Annotated in this window: 22 protein-coding genes; 11 read left to right on the top strand and 11 right to left on the bottom strand. The window is 37.4% G+C overall.

The features are described 5' to 3' along the window. Window positions 1-8 precede the first annotated feature (8 nt). The gene (locus FHG85_RS11055; protein WP_173075869.1) at window positions 9-1,109 is read right to left on the bottom strand and encodes a TlpA disulfide reductase family protein; all 1,101 of its coding nucleotides are present in this window, start codon (window positions 1,107-1,109) and stop codon (window positions 9-11) included. A 204-nt stretch (window positions 1,110-1,313) separates the two neighbouring features. Between FHG85_RS11055 and FHG85_RS11050 the strand changes: the two genes are divergently transcribed. The 7 genes from FHG85_RS11050 to FHG85_RS11020 all read left to right on the top strand — a co-directional run bounded on the left by FHG85_RS11050 (window position 1,314) and on the right by FHG85_RS11020 (window position 9,405). Further along, a complete protein-coding gene (locus tag FHG85_RS11050) occupies window positions 1,314-1,889 on the top strand; it encodes a TetR/AcrR family transcriptional regulator (protein WP_173075867.1) in 576 nt (191 codons plus the stop codon). 24 nt (window positions 1,890-1,913) lie between these two features. Continuing rightward, complete coding sequence (locus FHG85_RS11045; protein WP_173075865.1) at window positions 1,914-2,738, top strand: DUF5692 family protein; 825 nt, start codon at window positions 1,914-1,916, stop codon at window positions 2,736-2,738. A 3-nt stretch (window positions 2,739-2,741) separates the two neighbouring features. After that, a complete protein-coding gene (locus FHG85_RS11040) occupies window positions 2,742-3,872 on the top strand; it encodes a DUF5692 family protein (protein ID WP_173075863.1) in 1,131 nt (376 codons plus the stop codon). Between the two features lie 231 nt (window positions 3,873-4,103). Further along, window positions 4,104-5,132, top strand: a complete 1,029-nt coding sequence (locus FHG85_RS11035) for a hypothetical protein (protein ID WP_173075861.1) — start codon at window positions 4,104-4,106, stop codon at window positions 5,130-5,132. Window positions 5,133-5,175: 43 nt separating this feature from the next. Beyond that, window positions 5,176-7,149, top strand: coding sequence for a caspase family protein (locus FHG85_RS11030; protein ID WP_173075859.1), 1,974 nt, complete (start codon window positions 5,176-5,178; stop codon window positions 7,147-7,149). Between the two features lie 188 nt (window positions 7,150-7,337). Next, window positions 7,338-7,874: a hypothetical protein gene (locus FHG85_RS11025; protein WP_173075857.1), complete on the top strand. Its 537-nt coding sequence runs from the start codon at window positions 7,338-7,340 to the stop codon at window positions 7,872-7,874. 253 nt (window positions 7,875-8,127) lie between these two features. Then, complete coding sequence (locus FHG85_RS11020; RefSeq protein WP_173075855.1) at window positions 8,128-9,405, top strand: MFS transporter; 1,278 nt, start codon at window positions 8,128-8,130, stop codon at window positions 9,403-9,405. On the opposite strand, the gene FHG85_RS11015 is transcribed toward FHG85_RS11020, so the two are convergent. Further along, window positions 9,406-13,080, bottom strand: a complete 3,675-nt coding sequence (locus tag FHG85_RS11015) for a sensor histidine kinase (protein WP_173075852.1) — start codon at window positions 13,078-13,080, stop codon at window positions 9,406-9,408. It abuts the gene before it with no gap. Window positions 13,081-13,112: 32 nt separating this feature from the next. Beyond that, window positions 13,113-13,586 (bottom strand): 23S rRNA (pseudouridine(1915)-N(3))-methyltransferase RlmH, encoded by a 474-nt coding sequence (locus tag FHG85_RS11010; protein ID WP_173075850.1) that lies wholly within the window; start codon window positions 13,584-13,586, stop codon window positions 13,113-13,115. Window positions 13,587-13,801: 215 nt separating this feature from the next. Between FHG85_RS11010 and FHG85_RS11005 the strand changes: the two genes are divergently transcribed. The 4 genes from FHG85_RS11005 to pdxH are packed head-to-tail and all read left to right on the top strand — an operon-like array spanning window position 13,802 to window position 16,706. Next, window positions 13,802-14,221 carry a DUF4783 domain-containing protein gene (locus FHG85_RS11005; protein ID WP_173075848.1) on the top strand — a complete coding sequence of 140 codons (420 nt, stop codon included), beginning with the start codon at window positions 13,802-13,804 and terminating at the stop codon, window positions 14,219-14,221. A gap of 12 nt (window positions 14,222-14,233) precedes the next feature. Then, window positions 14,234-15,079 carry a carboxylating nicotinate-nucleotide diphosphorylase gene (nadC, locus tag FHG85_RS11000; protein WP_173075846.1) on the top strand — a complete coding sequence of 282 codons (846 nt, stop codon included), beginning with the start codon at window positions 14,234-14,236 and terminating at the stop codon, window positions 15,077-15,079. Between the two features lie 45 nt (window positions 15,080-15,124). Beyond that, the gene (locus FHG85_RS10995; protein WP_173075844.1) at window positions 15,125-16,054 is read left to right on the top strand and encodes a YihY/virulence factor BrkB family protein; all 930 of its coding nucleotides are present in this window, start codon (window positions 15,125-15,127) and stop codon (window positions 16,052-16,054) included. 7 nt (window positions 16,055-16,061) lie between these two features. After that, window positions 16,062-16,706: a pyridoxamine 5'-phosphate oxidase gene (pdxH, locus tag FHG85_RS10990; RefSeq protein WP_173075842.1), complete on the top strand. Its 645-nt coding sequence runs from the start codon at window positions 16,062-16,064 to the stop codon at window positions 16,704-16,706. On the opposite strand, the gene FHG85_RS10985 is transcribed toward pdxH, so the two are convergent. The 8 genes from FHG85_RS10985 to FHG85_RS10950 form a co-directional block, all read right to left on the bottom strand. Next, the gene (locus FHG85_RS10985; protein WP_173075840.1) at window positions 16,703-20,488 is read right to left on the bottom strand and encodes a PAS domain S-box protein; all 3,786 of its coding nucleotides are present in this window, start codon (window positions 20,486-20,488) and stop codon (window positions 16,703-16,705) included. The genes pdxH and FHG85_RS10985 overlap by 4 nt on opposite strands. A 137-nt stretch (window positions 20,489-20,625) precedes the next feature. After that, a complete protein-coding gene (locus tag FHG85_RS10980; RefSeq protein ID WP_173075838.1) occupies window positions 20,626-21,096 on the bottom strand; it encodes an HAD family hydrolase in 471 nt (156 codons plus the stop codon). 3 nt (window positions 21,097-21,099) lie between these two features. Beyond that, on the bottom strand, window positions 21,100-21,570 hold the full coding sequence (locus tag FHG85_RS10975; RefSeq protein ID WP_173075836.1) for a CYTH domain-containing protein: 471 nt from the start codon (window positions 21,568-21,570) through the stop codon (window positions 21,100-21,102). A gap of 59 nt (window positions 21,571-21,629) precedes the next feature. Next, on the bottom strand, window positions 21,630-22,688 hold the full coding sequence (arsB, locus tag FHG85_RS10970) for an ACR3 family arsenite efflux transporter (RefSeq protein ID WP_173075834.1): 1,059 nt from the start codon (window positions 22,686-22,688) through the stop codon (window positions 21,630-21,632). A gap of 38 nt (window positions 22,689-22,726) precedes the next feature. Further along, complete coding sequence (locus FHG85_RS10965) at window positions 22,727-23,158, bottom strand: arsenate reductase ArsC (RefSeq protein WP_173075832.1); 432 nt, start codon at window positions 23,156-23,158, stop codon at window positions 22,727-22,729. Window positions 23,159-23,176: 18 nt separating this feature from the next. After that, on the bottom strand, window positions 23,177-23,593 hold the full coding sequence (locus FHG85_RS10960; RefSeq protein WP_173075830.1) for a rhodanese-like domain-containing protein: 417 nt from the start codon (window positions 23,591-23,593) through the stop codon (window positions 23,177-23,179). Window positions 23,594-23,603: 10 nt separating this feature from the next. Next, on the bottom strand, window positions 23,604-23,894 hold the full coding sequence (locus tag FHG85_RS10955; RefSeq protein ID WP_173075828.1) for a hypothetical protein: 291 nt from the start codon (window positions 23,892-23,894) through the stop codon (window positions 23,604-23,606). Between the two features lie 43 nt (window positions 23,895-23,937). Then, on the bottom strand, window positions 23,938-24,306 hold the full coding sequence (locus tag FHG85_RS10950; RefSeq protein WP_246249208.1) for an ArsR/SmtB family transcription factor: 369 nt from the start codon (window positions 24,304-24,306) through the stop codon (window positions 23,938-23,940). Between the last annotated feature and the right edge of the window lie 671 nt (window positions 24,307-24,977).

Here is a 24,977-nt window from a genome sequence, read left to right as displayed (position 1 = left end):
TTTAATGGTTATTCGAATATTTTCCTGATTTTCTCTTCAACTATGCCTCGCCCTAAAACCTTGTCAATAACTTTTCCATCCCTGTCAATGATATAGTATGTTGGGTAAAAGTTTACACCATATTCCAAGGCAACTTTCCCATAAACACTTTTCAGATCCGATACGGTTGGCCATGTTATATTATACATGTTTACGGTTTTTATCCAGGCATCCTTATTCTTATCCATTGAGATTCCAACTATTTCAAATCCTTTTGGATTGAACTCTTTGTAAAGGTTTTTAAGATGAGGTATTTCTAGCAAACATGGCCCACAGTTTGAAGACCAGAAATCTAATAAGACAACCTTACCTTTTAGGCTATCAAGAGTAATTGGATTCCCTTTAATATCGGGTAAAGTGAAATTAATTGCTGGTTTACCAATTTCTGCATAATATTTGGTTTGGATGAATCGCTCTATGTCTTTAGCAATCTTGGTCTTTTTTAAATCCGAGACTAAATTTTGATAAAGATCTTCAACCTGGTGTCTCTCTAATTCTTCAATCATCAGATTTCTCAAGAGTATAAAACTGTATAGCTCGTAGGGATTGTTTTTAATGTAGTTAATTTGAACCTTAATTATTGAATCATTTATGGCATTACCTTCTTTCTCAATTCTTTTCAGTAATGCTGTTGAGTCGGGAGGAAGTGATTTGTAAACAAGCCATAAGCTGTCACTTAATTTCTCAAATTTGCTCAGTTTCTTATTTAGATTAGTGTAAAGCTGGTGTGTTTTAGAACCATTAACCTTCCCTTCTTTCAGGTTCCCTTTCTCTGCATAGATCGTAACTTTGTTGCTCTCTTTCCAGAATACAATAAAGTCAACCTCTGAACGAGTTTTTGCTGGAGTATTAATAATAAATCGTGTTGGTTCGTCAATGTCTACATTAAAAGTTAGGTGATTGTTTATAACGTAAGCCGAGTCAGTTAGTCCAGTTTCAGCATTAGTTAGGTATAACATAGCACTATCAGGAAATCCAGTTAAATGTAATTCAATATCAGAACTGTTGATATGGTTTTTACATTGAGTTAGAATAATTCCTATAAGAAATAATAAACTTAATTTTTTCATATCTGAGATTTTTAAGTTTGCTTGATTAAAGGTAAGAAAAATTTAAACGGTTTGTTGAAATAACTATATTTATTTGCTTCGTTTGTTATAGTTATTAGCAAGAGTTGCATTCATTTTTATAAAAACTGAAAACAATTTGGGCTTTTATGAAACATTTTTTTAAAAAGTATTGTAAAATGAATGGTCATTCATTATAATTGCAGAATGAGAAAAAAGGATGATGCTAAGCGGTTGATGATCTTTGAGGTTAGCCTCGATGTTCTTTTGGAGTTTGGGTTTGGTGGTTTTAGTATGGGTAAGGTTGCCAAAAGGGCAAATATTGCTGTTGGAACCATTTACCTTTATTTTAAGAACAAGGATGAGCTCATAAGCCAACTTTACATAAAACTTTATAAGGAGAGCGTTGAGCGCTTTTTGGAGCATTACGATTCTTCGTTGCCATTTAAAGATGGTCTAAAAACGGTATGGGTGAACTACCTAAAACATCGTATTGAGCATTATAAGGAGAGCCACTTTCTGGAGTTTTACTATCGTTCGCCCTATATAAACGAAAGCCAAAAACTAATGGCAGAGGAGATGAAAAAGCCCGTAAAGGATATAATCCAGCGTGGTAAGGATCTGGGGTTGGTTAGAAAGGATTTAGATAACGAAATGATTTTCCTTGGCATGTTAGGCTTTATTCGTGAGCTTGCCGATGAGCATGTGGGGAATGTTTATAAGCTAAGCGACGAAAAAATTGAAAAAGCTTTTGAAATGAGTTGGAATATGATAAAACTATAATTGTTTAACCAAAAACATGATGTTATGACAATACCTGCTTGGCAATACCTGGTTTCAATGCCTATTTACATCATACTATTGATGTTGGCAGTTGAGTTCATGCGCAAGCACTACAAGTTTGCTGCAGTTTTTTGGGTGGTTTCGCTTTTAACCTTCCCGTTATGGCAATACAACCTCGATGGTTGGTTTCGTTGGGTTAAAACGCTTTCGGTTTTACTTCCAACAGCCTTTGTGGTCGGTTTTGCTAGAATAGCTCAGTTCGAAAAGCGTGAAGGATGGTGGAAAATGTTCCGCAAGGACTGGGTGATGTGGTTCTTGTACGCCATTCTGGGCCTGAATATTCTTGAGGCTTCTCTTAAAGATTTTGAAATGGGGAACTGGTTTAACGGAATCTCTGGTCTTATTTTGATTGTTACCATCCCATTGGTAAAATCGGCAAAAGGGAAAAAGATTGGCTGGAAGATTTCTGAGGAGAAACCAGGCGACCTAATTGCTTATACCGATGCTATCTGGAACTTCCTTTACACTACTTGGAACATAGCATTTGTCTATGCCGAACATCCAGGCTATGCAGCTAGCTCACTTTGTATTCTTTTAGCTGCTGAGCTCTATCCTGTAATCAAAAAACGCCCCGAACTATATGTGCAAGCTCGTGTATATACACTTGCCATTCATATTCTTATTCGTGCAACCTACGATATCTTTACTCCTGTTATGGATTCATCGGCATTTGCAAATGAGAATGTTGTATACTGGTGGGGACTTATAAACTTTGTTTTACATGTACCTTACCTTTTCTGGTACTTTTATAAAAACAGAAAAGCGAATAGTGTTCCACTTAATTCTTAGGCCATGAAAGGAAAGATCAATTTTTTGCTTTTGCTATTAGGGCTATTAGTTGCCCCTTTTTATAGTAGCTCACAGGAGCAGCAGCTTGCTGGTTATTGGCAGATGATTGTTGATGGGAAACCTGGAGAAGGTTCACTGTTTTATCGTTTTGATTTTAAAAACGATAGCATAGTCGCTGTAACTAAACAAGCTGGTAATAATAACTTTACAGAAACCAAAAAGTGGATGCTGGTAAACAATAATATTGTTATTACTGGCAATCCTGACGATAAAATAACCGAGGTTGAAAGTGGCACCTTTGTGTTGGGTGACAATGAAATTCATTATGCTAACAATGGATATACTGGTGTTCTAAAGCCGCATAGCGTTGCTTTTTCTTGGATGCATCTTATTCTGGCTTTACTCGGCCTCATGATTCTTAATGAGGTTTTCCGCAGAAATAGGTATGCCCTTTGGACTTTTTTTGTGCTGCTTCCATTGGTTTTAACTTTTACGGTTTGGATAAATCAGGGTGTTACATACTGGTTTAAATGGGTGAAACTTTATTCAGTTGTTTTCGCAGTAATATGGTTTGGGCTAATCCGTTTCACTTCTATTCATAAGTATAATTGGGTGAAGCTTATTGCAGCACTTTTCCTTGCTGTGAATATTGCAGAGGCGGTTACACAGGATTTTTCCATGGGTTTCCTACCTAACATTATGAACGGTGTGGCAGGAGTGCTTAACATTATCACGCTCTTTTATGGTTGGAAAAAAATTGGACCCGATGATAGCAAAGAGCGCGATATGGTTTGGCCCGATATGACAACCTTCTGGATAATTGCATATGATATCTGGAATATTGTTTATGTTTATTTAAACTTCCCAGGTTCAACATCTATTCAGTTTATTGTTCTTACTTCAGCCACTCTACCTGCGCTGTTTATTAAAAAGGGAACATGGTTGCAGGCGCGTGCATTTACTCTAGCTACATGGTTCATGTACTACTTTACTTTCCCAAGATTTACCGAACAAACAGAGCTGTTAGTTCCCCGAAACCAGGAGTTGATGATTACTGTAGCTGCAATTAGTTTAATTGCCAATGTAATCTATCTGTTTATCTTCATCAATAAGGTTCGAAAAAAAGAACAGTAACTCTAAGATAACTAATGTCCTGCTTATAAAATAATTAGGAGTTTGAGTGATGAAGTTAAAGCTGCCCTATTTCTGGGGCGGCTTTAATTTTTAATTTTTAGTTTTTATAAGGTCAAGCTCTAAGCTGCTTTTACCTACTCAAAATGAAATGTCATAAAAAAAAGCAATTACTATTTACTTTTACTGCACGAATTTTGTAAATTTAGATTTTTGAAAATTAAAAACTTAAAAATGCCCACAAAAAAAATATTACTACTCGTTGTTTCTTTTTTGGTTTCCTATTCGCTTAGTGCCCAGGACAAGGAACGGTTTGAGAAAATCTTTGAGAAGGAAACCTCAAACGATAATTCGCCTTACAAAAAGTTTAAAAATGTAAAGAAATTTAGCTTTTATCCCGACACTTTGCCTGCATGGTTCTTTGAACCTAAATTATTTGCAGGTAATTACTATGCGATTGGGGTTTCCGATCCCGATATGGAGCTTTCACAAGCAAAGGAACTTGCAATCCTCAGGGCAAAATCAATGGCCTTGCTAGCTGAAGAGTGCAACGTTCAGTATTTTAAGGATATCTACACAAGTGCTGAAGAGGTGCAGCGATATACCAATCTGAAAGAAAGGTTCGATATCTATTTCAAGCTAACTGCAAAGCGAAAGGTGGCTGAATCGATGTTTGAAGTGTTGGACACACATTTTACAAAGTATAACGAGTATGCTGTGTTAGTTAGTTATAATCCTAAAAATGTATCCGAAAACGATACGCTATACCCAATGCTAACAAATGCTACTGCCTTTTTTGTTCAGGCAAGTTTTGATGATATTGAAGAGAATCAAGGTGAGTATGAGGGTAAAAACTATGTAGCATTTCCCAATGAGAATGTTCAGGCCTCTGAGTTTCTTTTTAGAGAAAAAGGCTCACGTTTTCTAAGCATTTCGCGCTACAATGGTGAAACTTTAGAGTTCCCTGCTTACTCATATACTTATGCGATGCCTGGAGCTAGCTCTCGTAAACAGGTTCTGGTTACATTTAATGGACTTTGGAGTTTGCTCTCTCGTCAGCTTTTAGTTTCATTAATTCTTAATGTACAGCCCTATAGCATTAAACTTAAAAATGTAAATCAGGAAAACGACAAGGGTATAGTCCGTTTAGCTCGTGAGATTGCTTCCTTTGATTCACAGCTTGAAATTAACGGCATCAATTTTGTAAATGATACTCTAAAGTTTGACCTTAACCTTAAAGGCCAACAAAACAGCATTTGGTGAGAAGATGTAATATTTAAAGATAGAAACTTAAAATAGTAACGTCATGAAAACAGTAAAAAGATTAATATTATCTCTAGCTTGGGTGCTTGGGCTAGTTAACTTTACTCAGGCACAGGAGTTTGAAAAGCTTGTGCCCAAACAAATTGGCGACAAAATTATTTTAGAGTACTCCATTGCCGGTGAATCAGTTGGACAGCAATTCAACGTCACTCCATTCTATTCAGTTGACGGTGGTAAAACCTTTCATACATTGGGAAGTGTTAAGGGGAATGTTGGCGCCAATATCCCTGGTGGAAGAAATCAAATTATAGTATGGGATGTCCTAAAGGATTTAAAAGAACTCGACAACGAAGTCGCCTTCAAACTGGAAGGGACATCCCGAAGCGTTGTTCCCCTTCAGGATGATTTTAGAGATGTAGTTTTTAAACTGGAAAGTTTAAATAGAACTCCTAAAGGAGACATAGAGCTACTCCTATCCATTACCAATTACGGGCCAACTCGCGATTTAAAAATGATAAATGGCCTTGTAACCATTACCGATTTTAATAAGCATAAGTATGATGCCCAAAGGGGTAAGATTGCTGAGGTTGAAGGCAATGAACGCTATTCAACTCCCCAACGCACTATTAAAAAAGGTGAGACGGTCAAAGCGCGTTTCTTATTTGAACGAGTACCAGCTGAAGTTGATAGGGTGATGAGGCTCGATTTAGGAATTGAACTTATAACTGATGAAACCTATGGCATAGATCTTAAAATAGGTAAGCTGCAATTTCGCGACTTGCCAATAACTTCTGTGCAGACTGCTGGGATGCGTGTTAAGCAGACTAAAAAATTGCAAATTTTATCATCACCTCAGCATTTTACAATAAAGAAAGTTGTGGTTGCCGATGCTAAACCACCTGTTATTGAGTTGATTACACCATCAAATATTCCTTTGGTTGGTCAAGGTGCTACCCGTGGTCGCCCTTATGCTCAATCGTCAATTGGAATGGACGACAAACGCTTACGTTCCCTCTCAACTGGACAGGAACTTGCAACAACTAACGATTATACCCTGGTAAAGGCAAAAGTAACCGATGAAAGTGGAATATACGAGGTGACAGTTAATGGTGTTGAGGTTGATATTAAGCCCGATGGGATTTTCGAGGCTAAGGTGCCATTGCTTATTGGTAAAAATGAGATAATAATTCGAGCTGTCGATTTACGTCAGAATAGCGTTGAGAAGAAGTTCTTTGTATTACGTAAATCACCTTCTGGTAAGATTACAAAAGGCGAAACCGAAGAGCTTGACCTTGTTTTTGACTCTCCTCGTGCACCACGTTATTATGCACTAATAATGGGGGCTAACGATTATCAAGATGAAAATATTACCGATTTAGATAACCCTATAAGCGATGCAACTAAACTTTATAAAGTTCTTGTTTCGCGATATGCTTTTGATCCTGCTAATGTTGTTTTGCTTAAAAATCCTACTCGAGAGCAGATGATTAATGCGTTGGATTGGCTTACAAGAAAAATCTCAAAATACGATAACCTACTTATTTTCTACGCAGGTCATGGATTCTGGGATAAGGAAACAGATTTTGGATACTGGATTCCAACTGATTCAAAAGCAAATAGTACTGCTAACTGGTTGGCAAACAGCCAAATTAAAGATTATGTAGCTGCAATTAAAGCTAAGCATATTCTTGTTGTTGCCGATGCTTGCTTTGGTGGTAGTATTTTCCATACTCGTAAAGCATTTGAGCAAGGCTCACAAACTGTAAAGAAAGCGTTTGATGCTCCTAGCCGTAAGGCTATGACAAGTGGAAACCTAACCGAAGTGCCCGATAAAAGTGTTTTTCTAGAACAGCTAGTTGGTAGACTAAATGAAAATACAAAGGGTTATTTAACTGCTGAAGAACTTTTTGCATCAATAAAAGATGTAGTCATTTCAAATAGCCCTGTTACACCTATGTATGGCGATATTAAAGATGCAGGAGACCAAGGGGGCGATTTTGTTTTTGTACTTAAATAGTTATACTTAGTAATACTCTTTTCTTGAATTTGTTGAACCCTCTGGACGTAGTTTAGCCTTAGGTTTTAACGGCTCGTTCAGAGGGTGTAAAATATTGATGGTTACACAGATAGCATTCATTTGAAACATTGAACAAAAATTTTCGTATTTTTATCGAAGTGAATAAACTTGACTTTAAAATTGGGCTTATGAACAAATCTACTATTTCCTTATTAGCATTGATTGCGTTTTTGTTTTCTTTTTCATTTAGCTCATCAGCGCAGGTTGATAAGTTAAAAAGATATGAAGATAAAGTAGAATCCGCAAAACTTAAAGTAGAAAAAGCAAAGGCTAAACTTGCATCTGCCGATAGCCTTATTGAGGTTGGGAAACAGATGATGAAAGAAGCTGAGGTGGAGGTTCGTGCATTAGAAGCAGAGCAGAAGAGAATGGAAAAGCAACATTTCAATGAGATTAAACCATTGGAAAAAAGGTTACGTGCTAAGGAGATCTCAGAGATAAAAGATGCCAAGGCTGAGATTAAAAAGGTTGAGACTAGGTTTAAGGCAGAGGTAAAGGAATGGAATGCCAAATATAAAGCTGCCTTAAAAAACTTTGACAATGGTGTTAAAACTGTTGCAAAAGGAGAGGACAGGCGTAAAAAAGCAAAAGATGCTATCAAAGCTGCTGAAAAGGCGCTAAAGCAAGCTGAAAAGAATCTTGAAAAGGCGAGTAAGAAGCTTTAGGCTTGCAATTGATACTTTTTAATTGGTTCTGAATTACCAAAGTTGTCTAATATTATAAAAGGTGCTCAAGGTTTTGGGCTCCTTTTTTTATGTCTTATTGTTTGGATGTGTTTAAATAACTTCTACACAGTTGAGTATTTTAAAATCGGGACAAAGCTTTAGTGAATGGTTTAAATAAGTGATTATTTGGGTTTGGTGTTTCCTCAAAAAATCCCATATTGCAGAGTCAATAAATAGCTTAAATTGGTTTAAAATGAAAAAAGGATTTGGTTCATTTAGCAAAAATTTTTGGACCGTAGTGACCATGGAATTTTTTGAACGCGGTTCGTATTATGGAGTAATGTCAGTGCTTTCTGTTTATCTGGTACTGGGTATTGATGAAGGTGGTCTTGGCTTTTCTAAAGAAAGAGTTGGAATTATTAAAAGCGTTATCACTCCTTTGCTTTATATCCTTCCTATTGTGGCAGGTGCAATTGCCGATAGATTTGGCTATCGTAAGTCGCTGTTTTTTGCTTTCGCTGTAATGAGCACAGGATACTTTCTTACTAGCATCAGCACAACGTATGCTACTGTCTTTCTTAGCTTGCTTTTAATGGCTATTGGTGCTGGTGTGTTTAAGCCAATAATCTCAGGGACAATAGCGCGTACAACCGACAGCTCAAACTCATCATTAGGTTTTGGAATATATTACTGGTCAATTAATTTGGGCGCATTCCTTTTTCCTCTGATACTTATTCCCTACTTAAAGACTTTAGGTTGGAACTATATTTTCATAATGGCCGCTTTTGGAACTGGTTGGTTGCTTTTGCTTAATCTGTTTGTTTATATGGAGCCGCCTCGTCCACAGAGTCAAAAAACATTAAGCCAGGTGTTTAAGGAGATGGTGTTGGTTCTTAAGGATTATAAGTTTATCCTAACAATTGTTATATATTCGGGCTTCTGGATTCTCTACTTTCAGATGTTTGATTCTGTGCTATGGTTTTTGAAGGAGCATATAGATATGACTCCCGTTAATAATTCAGTTAATTCACTCCTGTCACTGTTTATGGATAATCCTAATTGGGAATTCGATGCCGAGCATGTTACCGTAATTAATGCGGGAACTATTATTTTGTTACAACTCATAATATCTGCATTGGTTAAGAACTTTAAGCCACTTCCAACAATGATTGGTGGTATACTTTTGGGGACAATCGGGCTTGGATTACTTGCCATTTCTAGCTATGCATGGGTGTTTATCGCTGGGTTGGTGATCTTTTCAATTGGCGAGATGACAGCTCATCCTAAATTCATATCGTATATTGGTTTGATAGCACCTGAAGATAAAAAAGCTTTGTACTTGGGCTACTCGTTCCTTTATGGGGTTATTGGTAGCTTTATAGGTGGTATCTTAGGGGCATATGCCTACGTTAGATTGGTTACAAACCTGAATAGACCCGATCTATTCTGGTTAATGTTCTGTGCTATTGGAGTGCTGACAATTGTTGGGCTATTGCTTTTCAATAAGTTTGTTCTAAAACCCAAACAATAGCTAATTATCTTCTTGAGTGTAAAGGGGCAGCTCAACGGTAAAAGTTGTCCCTTTATTTTCCTCGGTTTGAAAGTAAATTCTACCTCCAAAGTTAATGACGATTTCTCGTGAGATGGCAAGCCCTAGTCCGGTTCCCCCTGATTTTGTTGTAAAGTTTGGTGTAAATATTTTAGAGATTGCCTCTTTAGGTATTCCTATGCCATTGTCTGCAATATCAATTCTTACCATTTGCTCTTGGGTATAGCTCATAGTTACCTCTATTAATCCCATCTTGCCTCGTTCAATGGATTGAATGGCATTTTTTATAAGATTGTTAAAGACTCTGATGATTTGATCTTTGTCAACATTTATAATTGGGTTGATGTTTGGCTCAACTTTAAGGTTTATTGTAACATTGTTAAAACCTGAGTGGAGGTTTATCACATCTTTTATAATTGATAAAGCATTTACGGGTTCTGGCTTTGCCGATGGCAGCTTTGCAAATGAAGAGAACTCGTTGGCAATTACTGTTAAAGCATCAATTTGTTCTGAAAGCGACTGGGCAAAGGCATTAAATCGTTCATCCCAGTTTGGCAGATTCTCCTTTTTTGCTTTAACCAAGTACTGTAGGCTTAACTTAATTGGTGTCAATGGATTTTTAACCTCATGGGCAATCTGCTTGGCCATTTCACGCCATGCGCTTTCTCGTTGAGAACGTGCTAGCTCTTCGGCGCTTTGAGCTAGTTCCTGGACCATTCGGTTATATTCTGCAATCAGCTGTCCAACCTCATCGTTGCCAGAATACTTTATGGTTGCATTGTTTCCTGTGATATTCACACGGCTCATGCTGGCTCTAATAAGTTCCAGAGGTTTTGTTAGGCTGCTTGTGATGGCTACAACTGCCGATATGGATAGTAAAGCAAGAAGGGCAAAGATGTTAATTATTGCTACTACTATGTTATAAAGCTCTCGTCGGAGTTCCTCCTGCTTGGTAAAGTATGGCAGGTTGAGGTATGCAATATTATTCCCTTGCGGCGAGATAATTGGAACATATGCCGAAAGGTAGTTGGCCTTGCCTATTGATTCATTGGTTATGAAGCGTGGTTTGTGCTTGTGATAGAGCTGATACCATGCCGTAGGGTTCATCCTTTTGCCTAGTAGCTGTTTTTCAAATATTTCGTACCGCGAGGTGGCCAGTAATGTTCCTAGTGTATCGTATATGTTAATGTCGGAGTAAAAGGTGTTTGATAGTGATATGAGCCTCTCATTTAGTAAACTTATATCTTTAGTCTCACCTGTCATTAATGGTATAAAGTATTCAAGTTCAAACTGGAGCGACTGAAGCTTTTCGCTTAGTGCGCTTTTGTTCCTTTCGTTAAAACTTTTAATGTTGTAATGAATTGTTGCGGCCGCTACTAGTACCATAGAAAGTGTAATTGTGATTACCATGGCCCAACCTATTTTGTTCTTCAAACTTGATTGTAAGCTAATCGTATTAATGCCTAGTAATGGTAATAAAATTGCAAACAGAAAAAGAAAGAATAAAAGTATATATGCGAATGAAGCAGTAGAGTTTAAGGCTTTTGGGATGGGTTTGCTTATTATTACTAAATCGTTTTTGTTTGGCTTGTAAGCGATGTGATTGTATCCATTCTCGTCATATTGGCTATAAGTTCCCTCACCAGCTTCGTTTAGTGGGATGTGTAGCATGAAATCATACGCTCCCGATTTAGTAATTAAATGACCATTGTGATACTTGGCCCAGGAGTATTCGTTAAGTTGCTGTTTTTTTGAATTACCCTCAATTAGTAGTTCTGGGTACCCAAGCACTTCCCAATTGGGCCTACTGTTTAACTCTATGTAAAGGTTTCTTGTTTCGTCTTCAAAGCGATAGCTAATTATTCCTATATAGGTTATAAATCCTGTTTGTGTTGAAAGAAAGTAGAATCTTGAACTTGGCAAAATAATACCATAGCGGTCAATCAAGGATTGAAAGAAACTATTACAGTTTATGTTTTCTCCAACTTCGTTTGGTATGAGTGAGTTACTCAAGCAAACAGTAGCTGCTAAGTCATATCTATTAAGGTAATCCTTAAAGTAGTTCCTTTTGAGATAATCATATAGTTCTACATCTTTATTGCTTATGTCTTTTACGCATGCTCTTGCATAGCTATCGGTGAGCAAGTTCTGATAAACCTTAGGGAGTAGCACCTCAGCCAATGGGTCGCGCTCGCTACTTAAATTTACAGCTAATACTTTTCTTACTGCATTTTCTTTTTGCTTGCTGTAGTAGTTTATGGTTAAAGTAAGGTAAATGGAAATGATTGATGCCCAAAAAAGTAATGATTTAATACTTATGCTATTGCCCTTTTTCCAATAAGATAGATACAATGAGATTGGTATTATGGCAGCAAATGTTATTCCTAAAAGTGAGATGAAATTAAAGTCGATGATTATAATGATTAATAAAGTTAGGACAAGCGCTGCTAAGTATCCAAACCTTGCTGCTCTGTTTGAGTGGCTGTTTTTGTGAATTTTTAGCCAAAGAATATTTGCAAGTATAGCCGAAAGTATAAGCAATGAAATTGAAACATAGCCAAGTAACGAATACTTATTTAGCTCAAAGATGTTTGAGGTGCCTAATGGTATGGTTGAATGGTTGGCAAGCGAGAAAACTGCGGCATGGGCTAATGAGTATAGGCTTATGGTTATTACGGCAAATACAATAGCGCGTATTTTTTGGATAAAAGTTTCAAGTCTCCCTGCGTTTAGCTTTCCTAGCAACTTAAATGCATAAGTAACTATTAAAAAAACAAAAAGAGAATTGATGAAAAAATCACCAAGCGAGGAGTTATACCATGTATGAGCATATAGCTCAGGTTCGAACAGGGCGCCAGGAATTTTTCCTGGAAATGGAGTTTTTAACCAGATGAGTCGCAGTAGTATTATGATTGATGTGAAAATAACAGTTTTATGCGTTGGCCGCAATTTGGCGATGCTTAAACCTAAATATAAGGAGATTATGAAAAGTAAAACGGATAAGTACCTTAGCCATATTTTTAAATTGTTTTTACCTATCACGCTTTTACTTTCATCCGGAATTAGATAAAGAGGATCTGTCATGTTGGGCCGTAGCGGAATACAAACCGATTCAATGCTTTTTTCTAAGTGGAATCCATTAAGGTCCTTAAACGATTCTTCGTATTCATTTACTAAATATCGATTTTGGTACTGAAACTCAGTTTTTACGGGGATTAAGATACATGCAATTATTGATGTGTTAGTTGTATTTTGCCATAGAGTAAAGTAGTACTTGCTATTTATCATTACAAGTTGTGCTTTCTCAGAGAAATTTGTGGGTAAGTCTATTGTGTTGTTTGTGGACCAGAAACATATCTTCCTATTCTTGAAGATAAGTAAATCAAATTTTTCGTTTTCGGGAAGGCTTTTTATTTGGTTTAGTGCAAGTTCAAATGTTTTTGCGTTACAACTTGAGTCAATCTGCTTTAGAATCCTCGCTGCATGTGATTTTGCTTCATTAATTCTGTTATCAATAAGTTTTTCAACTTTATGTTTTTTGATAAAGATTAAATGGGCATACCGAAACTGTTTTAAAGCAATTTCCGATATGAGCAATAGAAAAATAGCTACAGCTAAAGTTGTGATTGGATATATGGTTCTTTTCTTAAATTTCATCTTTTCAAACTATACAAAAATTGGGCCTGAATTTATGAGTTGTGGTATGGCTCGCCTTTTATTATGGTAAATGCACGGTATAACTGCTCTGCAAAGATTACTCTAATAATTTGATGCGAAAATGTCATTTTCGAAATTGAAAGTAGTGCTTGGCATTTGTTTTTTACTTCATCAGTAAAACCATAAGGTCCTCCAATGTAAAAGGCTATGTCGTTTTCGCCTCCAACCATTCTTTTTTCAATCCATTTTGCAAATTCAACCGAGGAGAATTGCTTTCCTGCTTCGTCCAATAGAACGTTGTATTTGTGATTTTTCATCTCTTCCAAAATCAAATCCCCCTCTTTTTTCTGTTGTAACTCAACTGGCATCGACTTGGTGTTTTTTAGCTCTGGAATAATCTTAGTAGTAAACTTACAGTATCTGTTAATACGATTCGCAAATTTTTCAAAGCCATCTGCAATATATTTATCGGTTGTTTTCCCAATTGCAACTAATGTGATTCTCATTCTTGCTGTTTTTCTTATTCTTGAAATTTACCATAAAAATAGTAAAAGATTGGAATGTTGTATCCCTTTGCTTTTTAAATGGTTGTTACTGAAAAATTGCTTAACTTTGAATTATCATTTACAAAGTGATTCGATTTTGTTTTTATGGCTCAAATTTTGATACGCTATGTAAATGCTTGTTGCTGATTTTAAAAAAGATAAATAGTTGAAGTGTCATGGTTAGAAGGTTAGCGTTTTACTTAATAGTGGGATTCCTTTTTGTTGTATCAAAGGCCGACACGTTGGTTTTGCAGGATTCTCCAGAGGAGGTTATCAAGTCGAGTATTGATGCTTTTGAGAAAGGCGATGCGGTGTCCCTAACAAATAACTTCTTTTCTACTGTTGAAATCGACTTGCTTGGAGAGGAGAACTTCTATAGCAAGGCTCAAGCTCAACTTCTTTTAAAGTCATTCTTTGAAAAGAATTCACCCGTAAAATTTACAATCAACCATAAGGGAGTTAAAGAGTTAACTGCTTTTGCTATTGGCGTTTTGCAGTGTAAAAGTAACTCTTACAGAGTTTCAATGTTTATGAAAACAGAAAAGGAGAAATCTCGAATTCATCAGTTGCGGATAGAACCCGAATCAGAAATATAACCAATATTTTTTATGAATTTTGATGCATTAATCGATAGGCTAATTGATTTGGCCATAGCCGAAGATATTGGCGATGGCGATCATTCATCTCTTTCCTGTATCCCTGCTGAAGCTATTGGCTCTGTTCAGCTTAAAATGAAGCAAGATGCAATAATTGCTGGATTGCAAGTCGCCGAAAAAATTTATCATAGGATTGATAGCGGCATTGAACTAGAGTTCTACAAGAACGATGGCGATTATCTTTCTGTTGGAACCATAGCATTCAAAGCAATGGGTAAGGTGCATTCTCTTTTGCAAGCTGAACGGATTGTGTTAAATGTCATGCAACGAATGAGTGGTGTTGCTACTCAAACACACGAATATGTGAAACGATGCGAGGGTACAAAAGCAAAGGTATTAGATACTCGCAAAACAACTCCAGGAATGCGTGTACTCGATAAAATGGCTGTTGCCATTGGAGGAGGGGTGAATCATAGAATGGGACTTTTCGATTTGATAATGCTTAAGGATAATCATATCGATTTTGCTGGAGGTATTGAAAAGGCTATTAGTAAAGCAAAGGATTATTTAGCAAGAACAGGGAAAAATCTTGATATAGAAGTTGAAACACGTTCCATTGATGAGGTTCGTGAGGTGCTTCGTGTTGGTGGCGTACGAAGAATTATGCTCGACAACTTTAGCGTTGATGATACGCGTAAAGCTGTTGCTCTAATCAATGGGCGGGTCGAAACCGAATCGTCGGGGGGCATTACTTTAGATACTATTAGGGATTATGCTCTTTGCGGGGTTGATTTTATTTCTGTGGGTGCTATTACACATCAAATTAAAAGCATCGATATGAACCTTAAAAGGGTATAAGATAATTTTAAAACTGCTGGCTTATTGAGAAAACCAAACTTTAATTTGCGGGAAAGATTACTAATGCTCAGAGATGGTTTGAGGACATTTACTGTGCCAAGCCTACACGGCGTGCCCTTGGTCGACGTGATTCGTTACTTTTTCAGAGGTATAATTAATGGCGCAATAACTACCAGGGCATCGGCAGTAGCATTTAGCTTTTTCTTGGCCACAGTTCCGCTACTAATTTTTGTATTCACGCTTATTCCCTATTTGCCATTTGATAATTTACAGGAATCGCTTTTGCTTCTTGCCAAAAAAGTGATGCCTGCCTATGCTTACCAAACTGTTGAATCAACTCTGATTGAGGTAGTAACACGTAAAAGTTCAGGTTTGTTGTCGTTTGGCTTTCTGGCAGCCATCTTTTTTAGCCATAACGGAGTTAGCGCTCTCATCGATGCTTTTAACGCAACATATCATTCAATTGAAACGCGTTCGTTTCTTGCACAACATCTAATTGCATTGCTTTTAACCTTTCTTCTTCCCTTTATGGTGGTTATTGGAGTAGCCCTTTTGTTTTTTAGCGAGTATGTTTTGAACCTTTTGGTCTCTTGGGGCGTTATTCAGAGTCAAACCTTACTTGTTTTGGCCATGGTGTTAAAATGGTTACTAGCTCTTATGGTGTTTTTCTTTGGTATATCATTGATATACTATTTAGCACCTTCGAGAAAGGATAAGTTTCGATTCTTTTCTCCAGGTGCTGTTTTGGCTACCGCATTAATCATTATCACCTCATTTGCATTCTCTTACTATGTTAACCATTTTGGTCAGTATAATAAGTTTTATGGCTCGTTAGGAGGTTTGATTGTTTTTCAGCTTTGGTTGTATTTTAATGCTTTTGGATTGATTTTAGGCTTTGACTTAAATGCTAGCATTAAAAGTGCCATAAATGGGAAGCTGAAAAGCATAGACATTCAGATGGATAAGGATAACTGAAAATTATATGGATATAGAAGCGCTAAATAATTTAAGGAAGGAGTATTCGTTAAAATCATTAAGTAAAAAGGATGTTGCTGATAGCCCTTTTAAACAATTTGAAATATGGTTGAATGAAGCGATTGAATCGCAAGTGCTTGAACCGAATGCAATGACTTTGGCCACATCAACATTTGATGGAAAACCTTCGGTAAGAGTTGTTTTGCTTAAGCAGTTTAGTGAAAGTGGGCTCTCCTTCTTTTCTAATTACGAGAGCAGAAAAGCGAAACAATTATTACAAAATCCATATGCAGCTTTAGCGTTTTATTGGCCAGAATTGGAACGACAGGTTAGAATTGAGGGTAAAGTTCGCAAGGCAACCGAAACCGAAAGCGATGAGTATTTTAAAACTCGCCCAAAGGGAAGTAAAATTGGGGCTTGGGCATCACCACAGAGTGCAGTGATTCCAAATAGAAGATATTTAGAAAAATTACATGCCGATTTTGAGGAGGAGTTTAAAGGAAGGCAAATTAAGCGACCTCAGAACTGGGGCGGTTATGTGCTTGAGCCAACACTCTTTGAGTTTTGGCAAGGCCGTCCAAACCGTCTTCACGACAGGATTCAGTATGTTTTGGTTAATGGGGTTTGGAATATTGAACGATTAGCTCCCTAACTCTCTTTCTTTTGCAATAAAAACATTATTTTCTTAAGTAGTGCGTTTGCATCAATTGGCTTGGTAACGTAATCATCGCAGCCGCTTTCAATGCTTTTATTAAACTCCGACTGAAGTGCATATGCAGTTTGAGCAATTATTGGAATGTTTGGATTAATCCTCTTAAATTCATTTGCTAAATTATAACCGTCAGCATCGGGCAACCTGATGTCTAAAAGGATTAAATCGAGATCTTTATACTTCTTAAAGATAGTTCTTGCCTCTCGAGCATTGGAAGCAAAGTATGTTTTTGCGCCTGTTGGTGCTAAAAGACTTTCGTAGTACAAACGAATTTCTTTTACGTCTTCAACTACTAAAATCTTTTTTCCTTTTAGATTTACTGTAATGCTGTTTGGGTTTAATTCATTTGAATGCTCTTCTAATTCGCTTTCTGAGTCTTGATAAGGGATAGTGAAGTAGAAGGTTGAGCCCTCTCCCTCGGTGCTTTCAACCCAAATGTTTCCACCTAGCAAATCGACCAAGCCTTTTGAAATGGCTAGCCCAAGCCCAGAACCACCATAAAGCCTAGTGTATGAATCGTCGGCCTGGCGGAAGCGTTCAAAAATAAGCGCTTGTTTTTCGGGTGATATACCGATGCCTGTATCTTTTACGTAAAATTGTATGTATGGCACTTCGTCAACTACAATTGAATAACCAAAACTTATTTTACCCGATGGGGTAAATTTTATTGCGTTGCTTAATAAATTTGTTAATATCTGTCTTATTCTAATAGGATCAGAGTAGATGGTAAAAGGCGAATCCTGGGTTACCTCGGGTTTAAGGAGAATTGTTTTCTGATCCTCCTTACTCTTGAGTACATTCGAATAGATTTTATATAACTCGTTAAACAACTCATTAAGTTCAAAATAAGTTTTTGCAATTTTAATTTGATTCGATTGTATTTTAGAAATGTCAATAATATCCTCAATTAACGAAAGTAGCTGGTTACCGCTGTTTTCAATAAGTTCAATGTATTGCTTCCCGTTTTCTGATAGCTCTTCTTCTGCTTTAATTAGCTGTATAAAACCTAGCACAGCATTCATTGGTGAGCGAATCTCATGGCTCATGTTTGAAAGGAATGCTGTTTTAAGCCTATCCGATTCTTCTGCTTGTTCTTTAGCCCTGATGAGCTCCTGCTCAATGAGTTTCCTTTCGGTAATGTCATTGGCTATTCCAACGGTGGCAATTACCTCGTTAAATTCATTATAAATCGGAGATGTTGATAGAAAGATTGGAAAAACAGTACCATCTTTTTTTACGTTTAAAACCTCGCCCTGCCATCCTCCTTTAAGCGTTTGTTCATGGATTTCATTACCTATTTTTTGGCTACCTGCAGGTTTTAGTATTTCTGCCGTTTTTCCTAAAATTTCCGTTTGTGAATACCCGTAAATTTTTGTAAAGGCTGGATTGGTATATATGAATTTTCCATCTAAGTCTGTAATGGAAATGCTGTCGTTAGCATTCATTATAGTTTGTGCTAGCACCCTAATTTCTTCCTCAAACTTTTTTTGTTGGGTTATATCACGTAATAGGACTAGGAAAATGTCGTTGCTTGCAGGAATAGTTCTGGCCTCGTAAAAGAAGGTTTCTTTTTGGTATTTATACGAATATTCGAAACGCTGTAGTTTGCCAGTTTTGTTTATGTATTCAATTGCTTCGGCATATTTCTTATAGATGTTTTCGGGGAAAATAGATGAAATGTTTTTGCCAAGGTGTTCGTTGGTGATTTGAGGGAAAAATAACTTTTCACTAGGCGCAAAGTCAATTAGAATGCCCTTGGAACTAATTCTAAAAAGCTGGTCGGGAATGGCAAGAAGCATTGCTTTGAATTTTGCTTCGCTTTCAACCAGCTCATCAATAGCTTGCTTTCGGTCAGATATATCGGTTAACATTCCGTCGAAGTGCGATGTGTCGGGATGCTCGGAAATGTTTGGTTGTAAAATGTTCTGTACCCAAATTTTATTTCCGCTTATCGTTTGCATTTGTGTTTCAATTGGGGTAGTTGTGGTTGAGCAGGTGAGCACCCAGTTTTCGAAGTCTGAAATCAAAACCTTAATGTTGAAGCCGATTGCTTCATCGGGAGTTTTGAATCCAAATATTTTAGCGAATGCAGGGTTGCAGTAAATGATTTGTCCATCGTTTAAGATCCGATAAAGCCCAACTGGTATTTGTTCGGTTAGTGTGCGGTACTTTTCTTCGCTTTCTCTTAAAACTTCTTCGGAGTTTTTTTGCTCAGTAATATCATGGCACATGGCGAATACAACTTTTAACCCAAAGTAATCGCCACTGTTTAGAAGCATGTCCATAGGAATAGATACTCCATCACTCTTTACACCCCAAAACTCAAAACGTTGCTCATGCCCCTGATAGGCTAATCGGATTGAGCGCATGAGCTCTTCGCCCTTAAATTTGCTTTGGTCGGTAAGTTCCAGGAGTGTTTTCCCCAGTAGTTCATCTTTTGAAAATCCCAAAAGTACTTGTCCGCTTTTGTTAGCATCAAGTATTACACCACTAACGTCTAGAATTAGAATACCCTCGCTGGAGTTGTTAAATAGGCCCTTATAGCTTTCCTCGCTTTCTCTGAGCGCTTTTTCGGCTTCCTTGCGCGCTGTTATGTTTCTTGTAAAAACAAGTGCTACTTTCTCGTTGCCCTGTTCTATTAGGTTGACATTAAACTCAACGGGGATACACTCTCCATTTGATGAGCACAGGATGGTTTCGTAAATGTTGGGTTCATCTTTTCCTTCAAGTCGATTCTTATATCTTTCTACAATTAGCTCTTTTTGACTTGGGTGTACAAATTTATCGATGGGTTGGTTTATGAGCTCTTCGGGAGTGGTTTTTAGCTCCTCTATGATTTTTGGATTTCCATAGGTTATAAGTCCATCTTTTATGAAAACGATTCCGTCGTTTGAGTTTTCTACAAGTGTTTTGTATGTTTCCATCGATTCCCTAAGGGCTTCTTCGGCTTTTTTTGCCCTTGTAATATCGGTGGAAATTGTCATTATACCATACTTTCCATTTGGGAAAATTACTCGCGACTCATGTAAAAGAACATATCGTTTTGAACCATCCTTCCTTATGTTAAAAACTTCAGTGGTTAGGTTTTCGCATCGTAGTATTTTTTGAATGTTGATATCAACTTGAGGTAATATATCTTCAGGGACTAGTTCGTGGACTCTCATTTTTATGAGTTCCTCGGGTTCATAACCCAAAAGCTCAGCTGCTGTTGTATTTGTGTAAATGATATTTCCTTCGTCGTCGCTAAGTAGAACACCGTTTGGCGATTGCTCAAAAATGATTCGCCAGGCTTGTTCCTCTGGTAATATCTTTTTTAGTCTGACATGGTTTGTGTTAAACTCCCTTCCTGAGAATTTCTCAGCCTTTTCAACCTGCTTTTTTAACAGCTGAAGTTCAATGGCAAGGTCCAACTCTTTTCCTGTAAAGTTGGACTCAAGTATGTTGCTGTCAGGGACCTGTTTAAAATCTTTGGAGATGTTTTTAACCTGTTTTTCACAATAAAAAAGAATTACACCATCGGTGTTTGCAAGAACTTTATTGGCAATTTGATACTGAGACGGGGTTCCGATTCCAACCATACAAAGGTTGAAAACAGGTAACTCGATTGTTTTTGATAGCCTATCGAGAGTTATACATGAATAGCCTCTAACTTCCAATAGCTGCTCAATCCTGTCTGCTGGAAGTATGTCATTTATGACCAGTACTGCTACCTTTGATGACAATGCTAAGTTTTTGCAGGTAAGTTATATTTTTATACGGCTAATTCAGTTTAACGTTTGGAATTTTTTTTAATAAAATTTGTAGAGTGATATTTCGGTTAGATGAAAAGTTGAATACGTATGGTGAATTTATAAGGCCTTTATCGCCTGAGGGTTGCAATTAAACGGTCCGGTTTTAAAAGAAAATCAAGTGCATCATTAATTGATTTGCTCATAACCGAGGCGTTAACAATTGATTTGGTTGCAGCTCCCTCGTCTTGGAGTGTCACTATACCTAAAGCCGATACCTTTAGCATTTTCCAATCGTTAAATCCATTGCCAATTGATACGCATCTTTTTGAGCCAAGCTGTTTTACAACTCTTGCCTTCTGTTTTACCTGATTTCCATTTCCAAGAATCGCCAGTTCACAATCGATGCTATTTAGCTCTTTTCTTACAGTACCAAAAGTGTCGGCTGTTATCACTTTAATTTTGATATGCTTTGAAAGCTCGTTGAGACTTTCTGCTACTCCACCTATTAGCTTGCCATCAACTGCTAATGTCCCATTAAAATCAAGAACCAAGTATTCTAACTCTAAGAGCCTGTAACCGGGGATGTTAATCTTTATCATGATTTACTCTTTTGACCATTTCTTGTATGGATGTTCAGATAGATATGAGTTGTAATATCTGTAATCGGAAGTCACCTCGGTTAATATCCAGCTTGGAATCTCAAAGTCTTCATTCTCAGAGTTGAGCTCAATCTCAGCAAGTAATAAGCCAGCATTATTCCCCTCAAATTTGTCTACCTCCCATGTTTTCCCTTTAAAGTCTATAAGAAAGCGTGTCTTTTCAATAACATTATTGCAAAACTTTTCAATGAGCTCATTCGCTTTGTTTATTGGGATTTCAAACTCAACCTCTTCTCTGCTAATCCCTTTAGTTTCGCCTTTAATAGTCATAAAGGCTTTATCGGATATAACTCTAACTCTTATGGTTTTTGATGGATTGGTAGATAGATATCCCTGGATAATACGAATACCTTCGGGCTTCGCTAACTCTTCCCAAGCTTTTTTGTCGACTAAAAATTTACGTTCGATTTCCATATGGTAAAGATACAAAAAAGCCCGCAACAAATGCGGGCTAAAAGGATTATACGAGAAAGTTAGAACAGTTTCTTTTTGAAGTTTAGAGCAACATTAACAAGTGCAATCATTACTGGTACTTCAACAAGAGGACCAATAACTGCGGCAAATGCCTCTCCAGAATTGATTCCAAAAATGGCAATGGCAACAGCAATAGCAAGTTCAAAGTTATTGCTTGCAGCTGTAAACGACAGTGTTGTGGTTTGCTCATAGGTAGCACCCGCTTTCTTACTCATGAAGAAAGAGGCTAAGAACATAAACACAAAGTAGATAAGTAAAGGAACAGCAATTAGAACAACATCCATTGGAATTTTTACAATGTACTCGCCTTTTAGTGAAAACATAACAATTATAGTGAATAGTAGCGCGATAAGGGTAATTGGGCTAATCTTGGGAATGAATTTGGTATTATACCAGGTCGTTCCTTTTGCCCGAATAAGGATGAAGCGTGTTAGGAAGCCTGCTATAAATGGGATGCCTAGATAGATGAACACACTCTCGGCGATTTGACCTATCGTAATTTGTTCAACTGAACTGTTAGTTGGAATGCCAAACCAACCAGGCAGAATGGCTATAAAAACATAGGCATAAACCGAATAGAATAGAACCTGAAAAATGGAGTTGAAAGCAACCAATCCTGCTGCATATTCCGTATCGCCTTTTGCTAGGTCGTTCCAAACTATTACCATTGCAATGCAGCGAGCTAAACCTATCATTATTATACCATACATGTATTGCAGGTTAGTTGGGCTTGGGAAAAGTTTATAAAAGGCAATGGCTAGCAGAAACATAAAGATAGGCCCAATGACCCAGTTTTGAATAAGCGATAGGGTTAGCACCTTGTAGTTCTTGAATACATCGCCCAGCTCCTCGTACTTAACCTTGGCTAATGGTGGATACATCATCAGGATTAATCCAATAGCTATAGGAATGTTCGTTGTACTTTCGGGCGATGGCTTTAGCGCATCCCAGAATTCGGCTATTGATGGGAAAAAGTGGCCAGATAAAACACCTATGGCCATAGCCAAGAATATCCACAATGTGAGATACCTGTCTAAAAACTTAAGTCGCTGTTTCATAGTTTCACTTTGGGTTTAGTTGTTTTCTTGAACTTTTATCAGTTTTGCTTTTTGATTACTTGCTCTGTATAGAACTTCTCAAAATCTTCCTTAATTAGGTCTCGAATCCTGCGAAACTCATTTAATATAAACTCTTCGGTCCCTTTTGCTTCAGCAGGATCTTCAAAACCTATATGCAGGCGATGCTTTACTTTACCAAAGAATGCTGGGCAGGTTTCTTTTGCATTGTCGCAAACTGTAATTACATAGTCCCACTCATCGTTAATGAACTGGTCAACAAGTTTTGGCTTGTTTTTGCTAATGTCGATTCCCAATTCGGACATTACCTTAATTGCGTATGGGTTAACGTGCGAAGCAGGTTCTGTTCCGGCTGATTCAACAACAAGCTGGTTGTCGAACGACTTAAGAAAGCCTTCGGCCATTTGGCTACGGCAACTATTGCCAGTGCAAAGTATTAGGATTTTTGTCATCTTTATGTTGTTTTTAAATTACTTCATTCTTGGCCTTAGCTGGCACATACATGAGCCGTCGAGCCTTTCCTTGTTATTTACAACTAATGGCAGACCATCGCGTTCCCATTCAACAATTCCTCCTGCAAGGTTTGCAACAAGGTTGAAGCCCTTTTCTAAAAGAATTACCATCGCTTCATGGCTTCGCAATCCTGCTGAATCGGCAATGATTAAGGGGAAGTTTTTAGGTAGCTCCTCAATTCTATTTAACAGTTCACTTAAAGGGAGGTAAATCACTTTGGGAACGTCGAATTGCTTGTAGCCAGTTAATGTACTTTCTCTCACATCTACAATTGTTGCATTCCCACTTTTGGCTTCGTTATATGCATCGCGTGGAGTCAGATTTAGGAATCCTCCACTTTTAAAGCCTTTATTTGAAAATAGTGATTGTTCCATAGTATCTTGTTTAGCAGCAACATCCACCGCTTTCTTTCTTAAGTCCATTCATAAGGAAGCCAAATCCATTATGGTCTAGAGTAACGTCGGTAAGAGTTTCGATTAAAACGTTCTCAATGTAAAAATCAATACCGTCGATATTGATGGCCGTTTCTCCGTTTTCGGCATGGCTGGCTACATCCATTTGTATTGAAGTGCCACAGCATCCTTGGCTATTGTATATACGAATCCCATTAGCGTTCTCTCCAGTTTCATCAAGAACCCTGGTTAGCTCTTTTTTTGCTTTTTCCGATAGTTTCATTAGTTTAAAGAGTTTGATTTGTTATTGATTTATTTAGCTGTTACTATATCTCACAATCCACTGCAGCTTCCTTAACTTTTTCAAAAAAGTTCTCAAAAAGTTCAAGGTACCTGTATATGTTGCTAGAGCAGATGCAATAGTTGATTTTTAGCCCTTCAATTTCGCCATGGATCAATCCTAGCTCTTTGAGTTCCCGAAGATGCTGCGAAACAGTGGTGCGGCTTAAGGGTATATTCTGGGAAATGTCGCCAGAGATACAACTCTTTGTCTCGGCCAAATACTTCAAAATGGCCAGTCTTGCAGGATGCGATATGGCTTTTGCAAACTGTGCTAGTTCCTGCAGCTCATCGTCAAAAATCTCTTTTTTGTTCATTACACTTTCTAATGTATTAATGTTGTAAACATACGACATATTTTTAAAAACAAAAATTTGAGGAAAAAGTTTGATGATGATGGAGTTGAGGGAATTTAAAGGAATGAATCGGAAATATTCGGAAGGAATCGTAGGTCATTGTCATGCTGAGCTTGTCGAAACATCTCCGGTGGAAGAATATGATGAAGTTAGATGAAGTTAGATGAAGTTAAAGGAATGAATCGGAAGGAATCGGAAGATTTGAGACCGTGTTTGGTTTTTAGTTTTTGGTGTTTAGAATTTTTTTGACCACACCCCCTGCCCCTCTCCTGAAAAGTAGAGGGGAGTTAAGCCTCCCCTCTCAGGGGAGGTTTGGAGTGATCTTTGGAAGGAAGAATGAATTGGCATAATACCGATAGAACTGGAAACCTTTGTCATGCCGAGCGTAGTCGAGGCATCTCTTCTTGAGGAATATGAGAAGTTAGAGGAAGTTAAATGAAGTTAAAGGAATGAATGATTCGGAATGATTCGGAAACATTCGGAAGTATCGAAATTTCATGTGACAATTCTTGAATCTTGAATTTTGAATCTGAAATTTTGAATCTGAAATTTTGAATCTGAAATTTTAAACCATTTATCCGTCTTTGCCCAACACATCCTTAAACCTTGAATCATTGTCATGCTGAGCCTGCCGAAGTATCTCTTGTGCAAGAATATAAAGGTGATAGAAT

It is taken from the genome of Tenuifilum thalassicum (assembly GCF_013265555.1).
Classification (GTDB): domain Bacteria; phylum Bacteroidota; class Bacteroidia; order Bacteroidales; family Tenuifilaceae; genus Tenuifilum; species Tenuifilum thalassicum.
The sequence above is the reverse complement of the archived record's forward strand: the minus strand, read 5'-3'. Positions and strand labels throughout refer to the sequence as shown.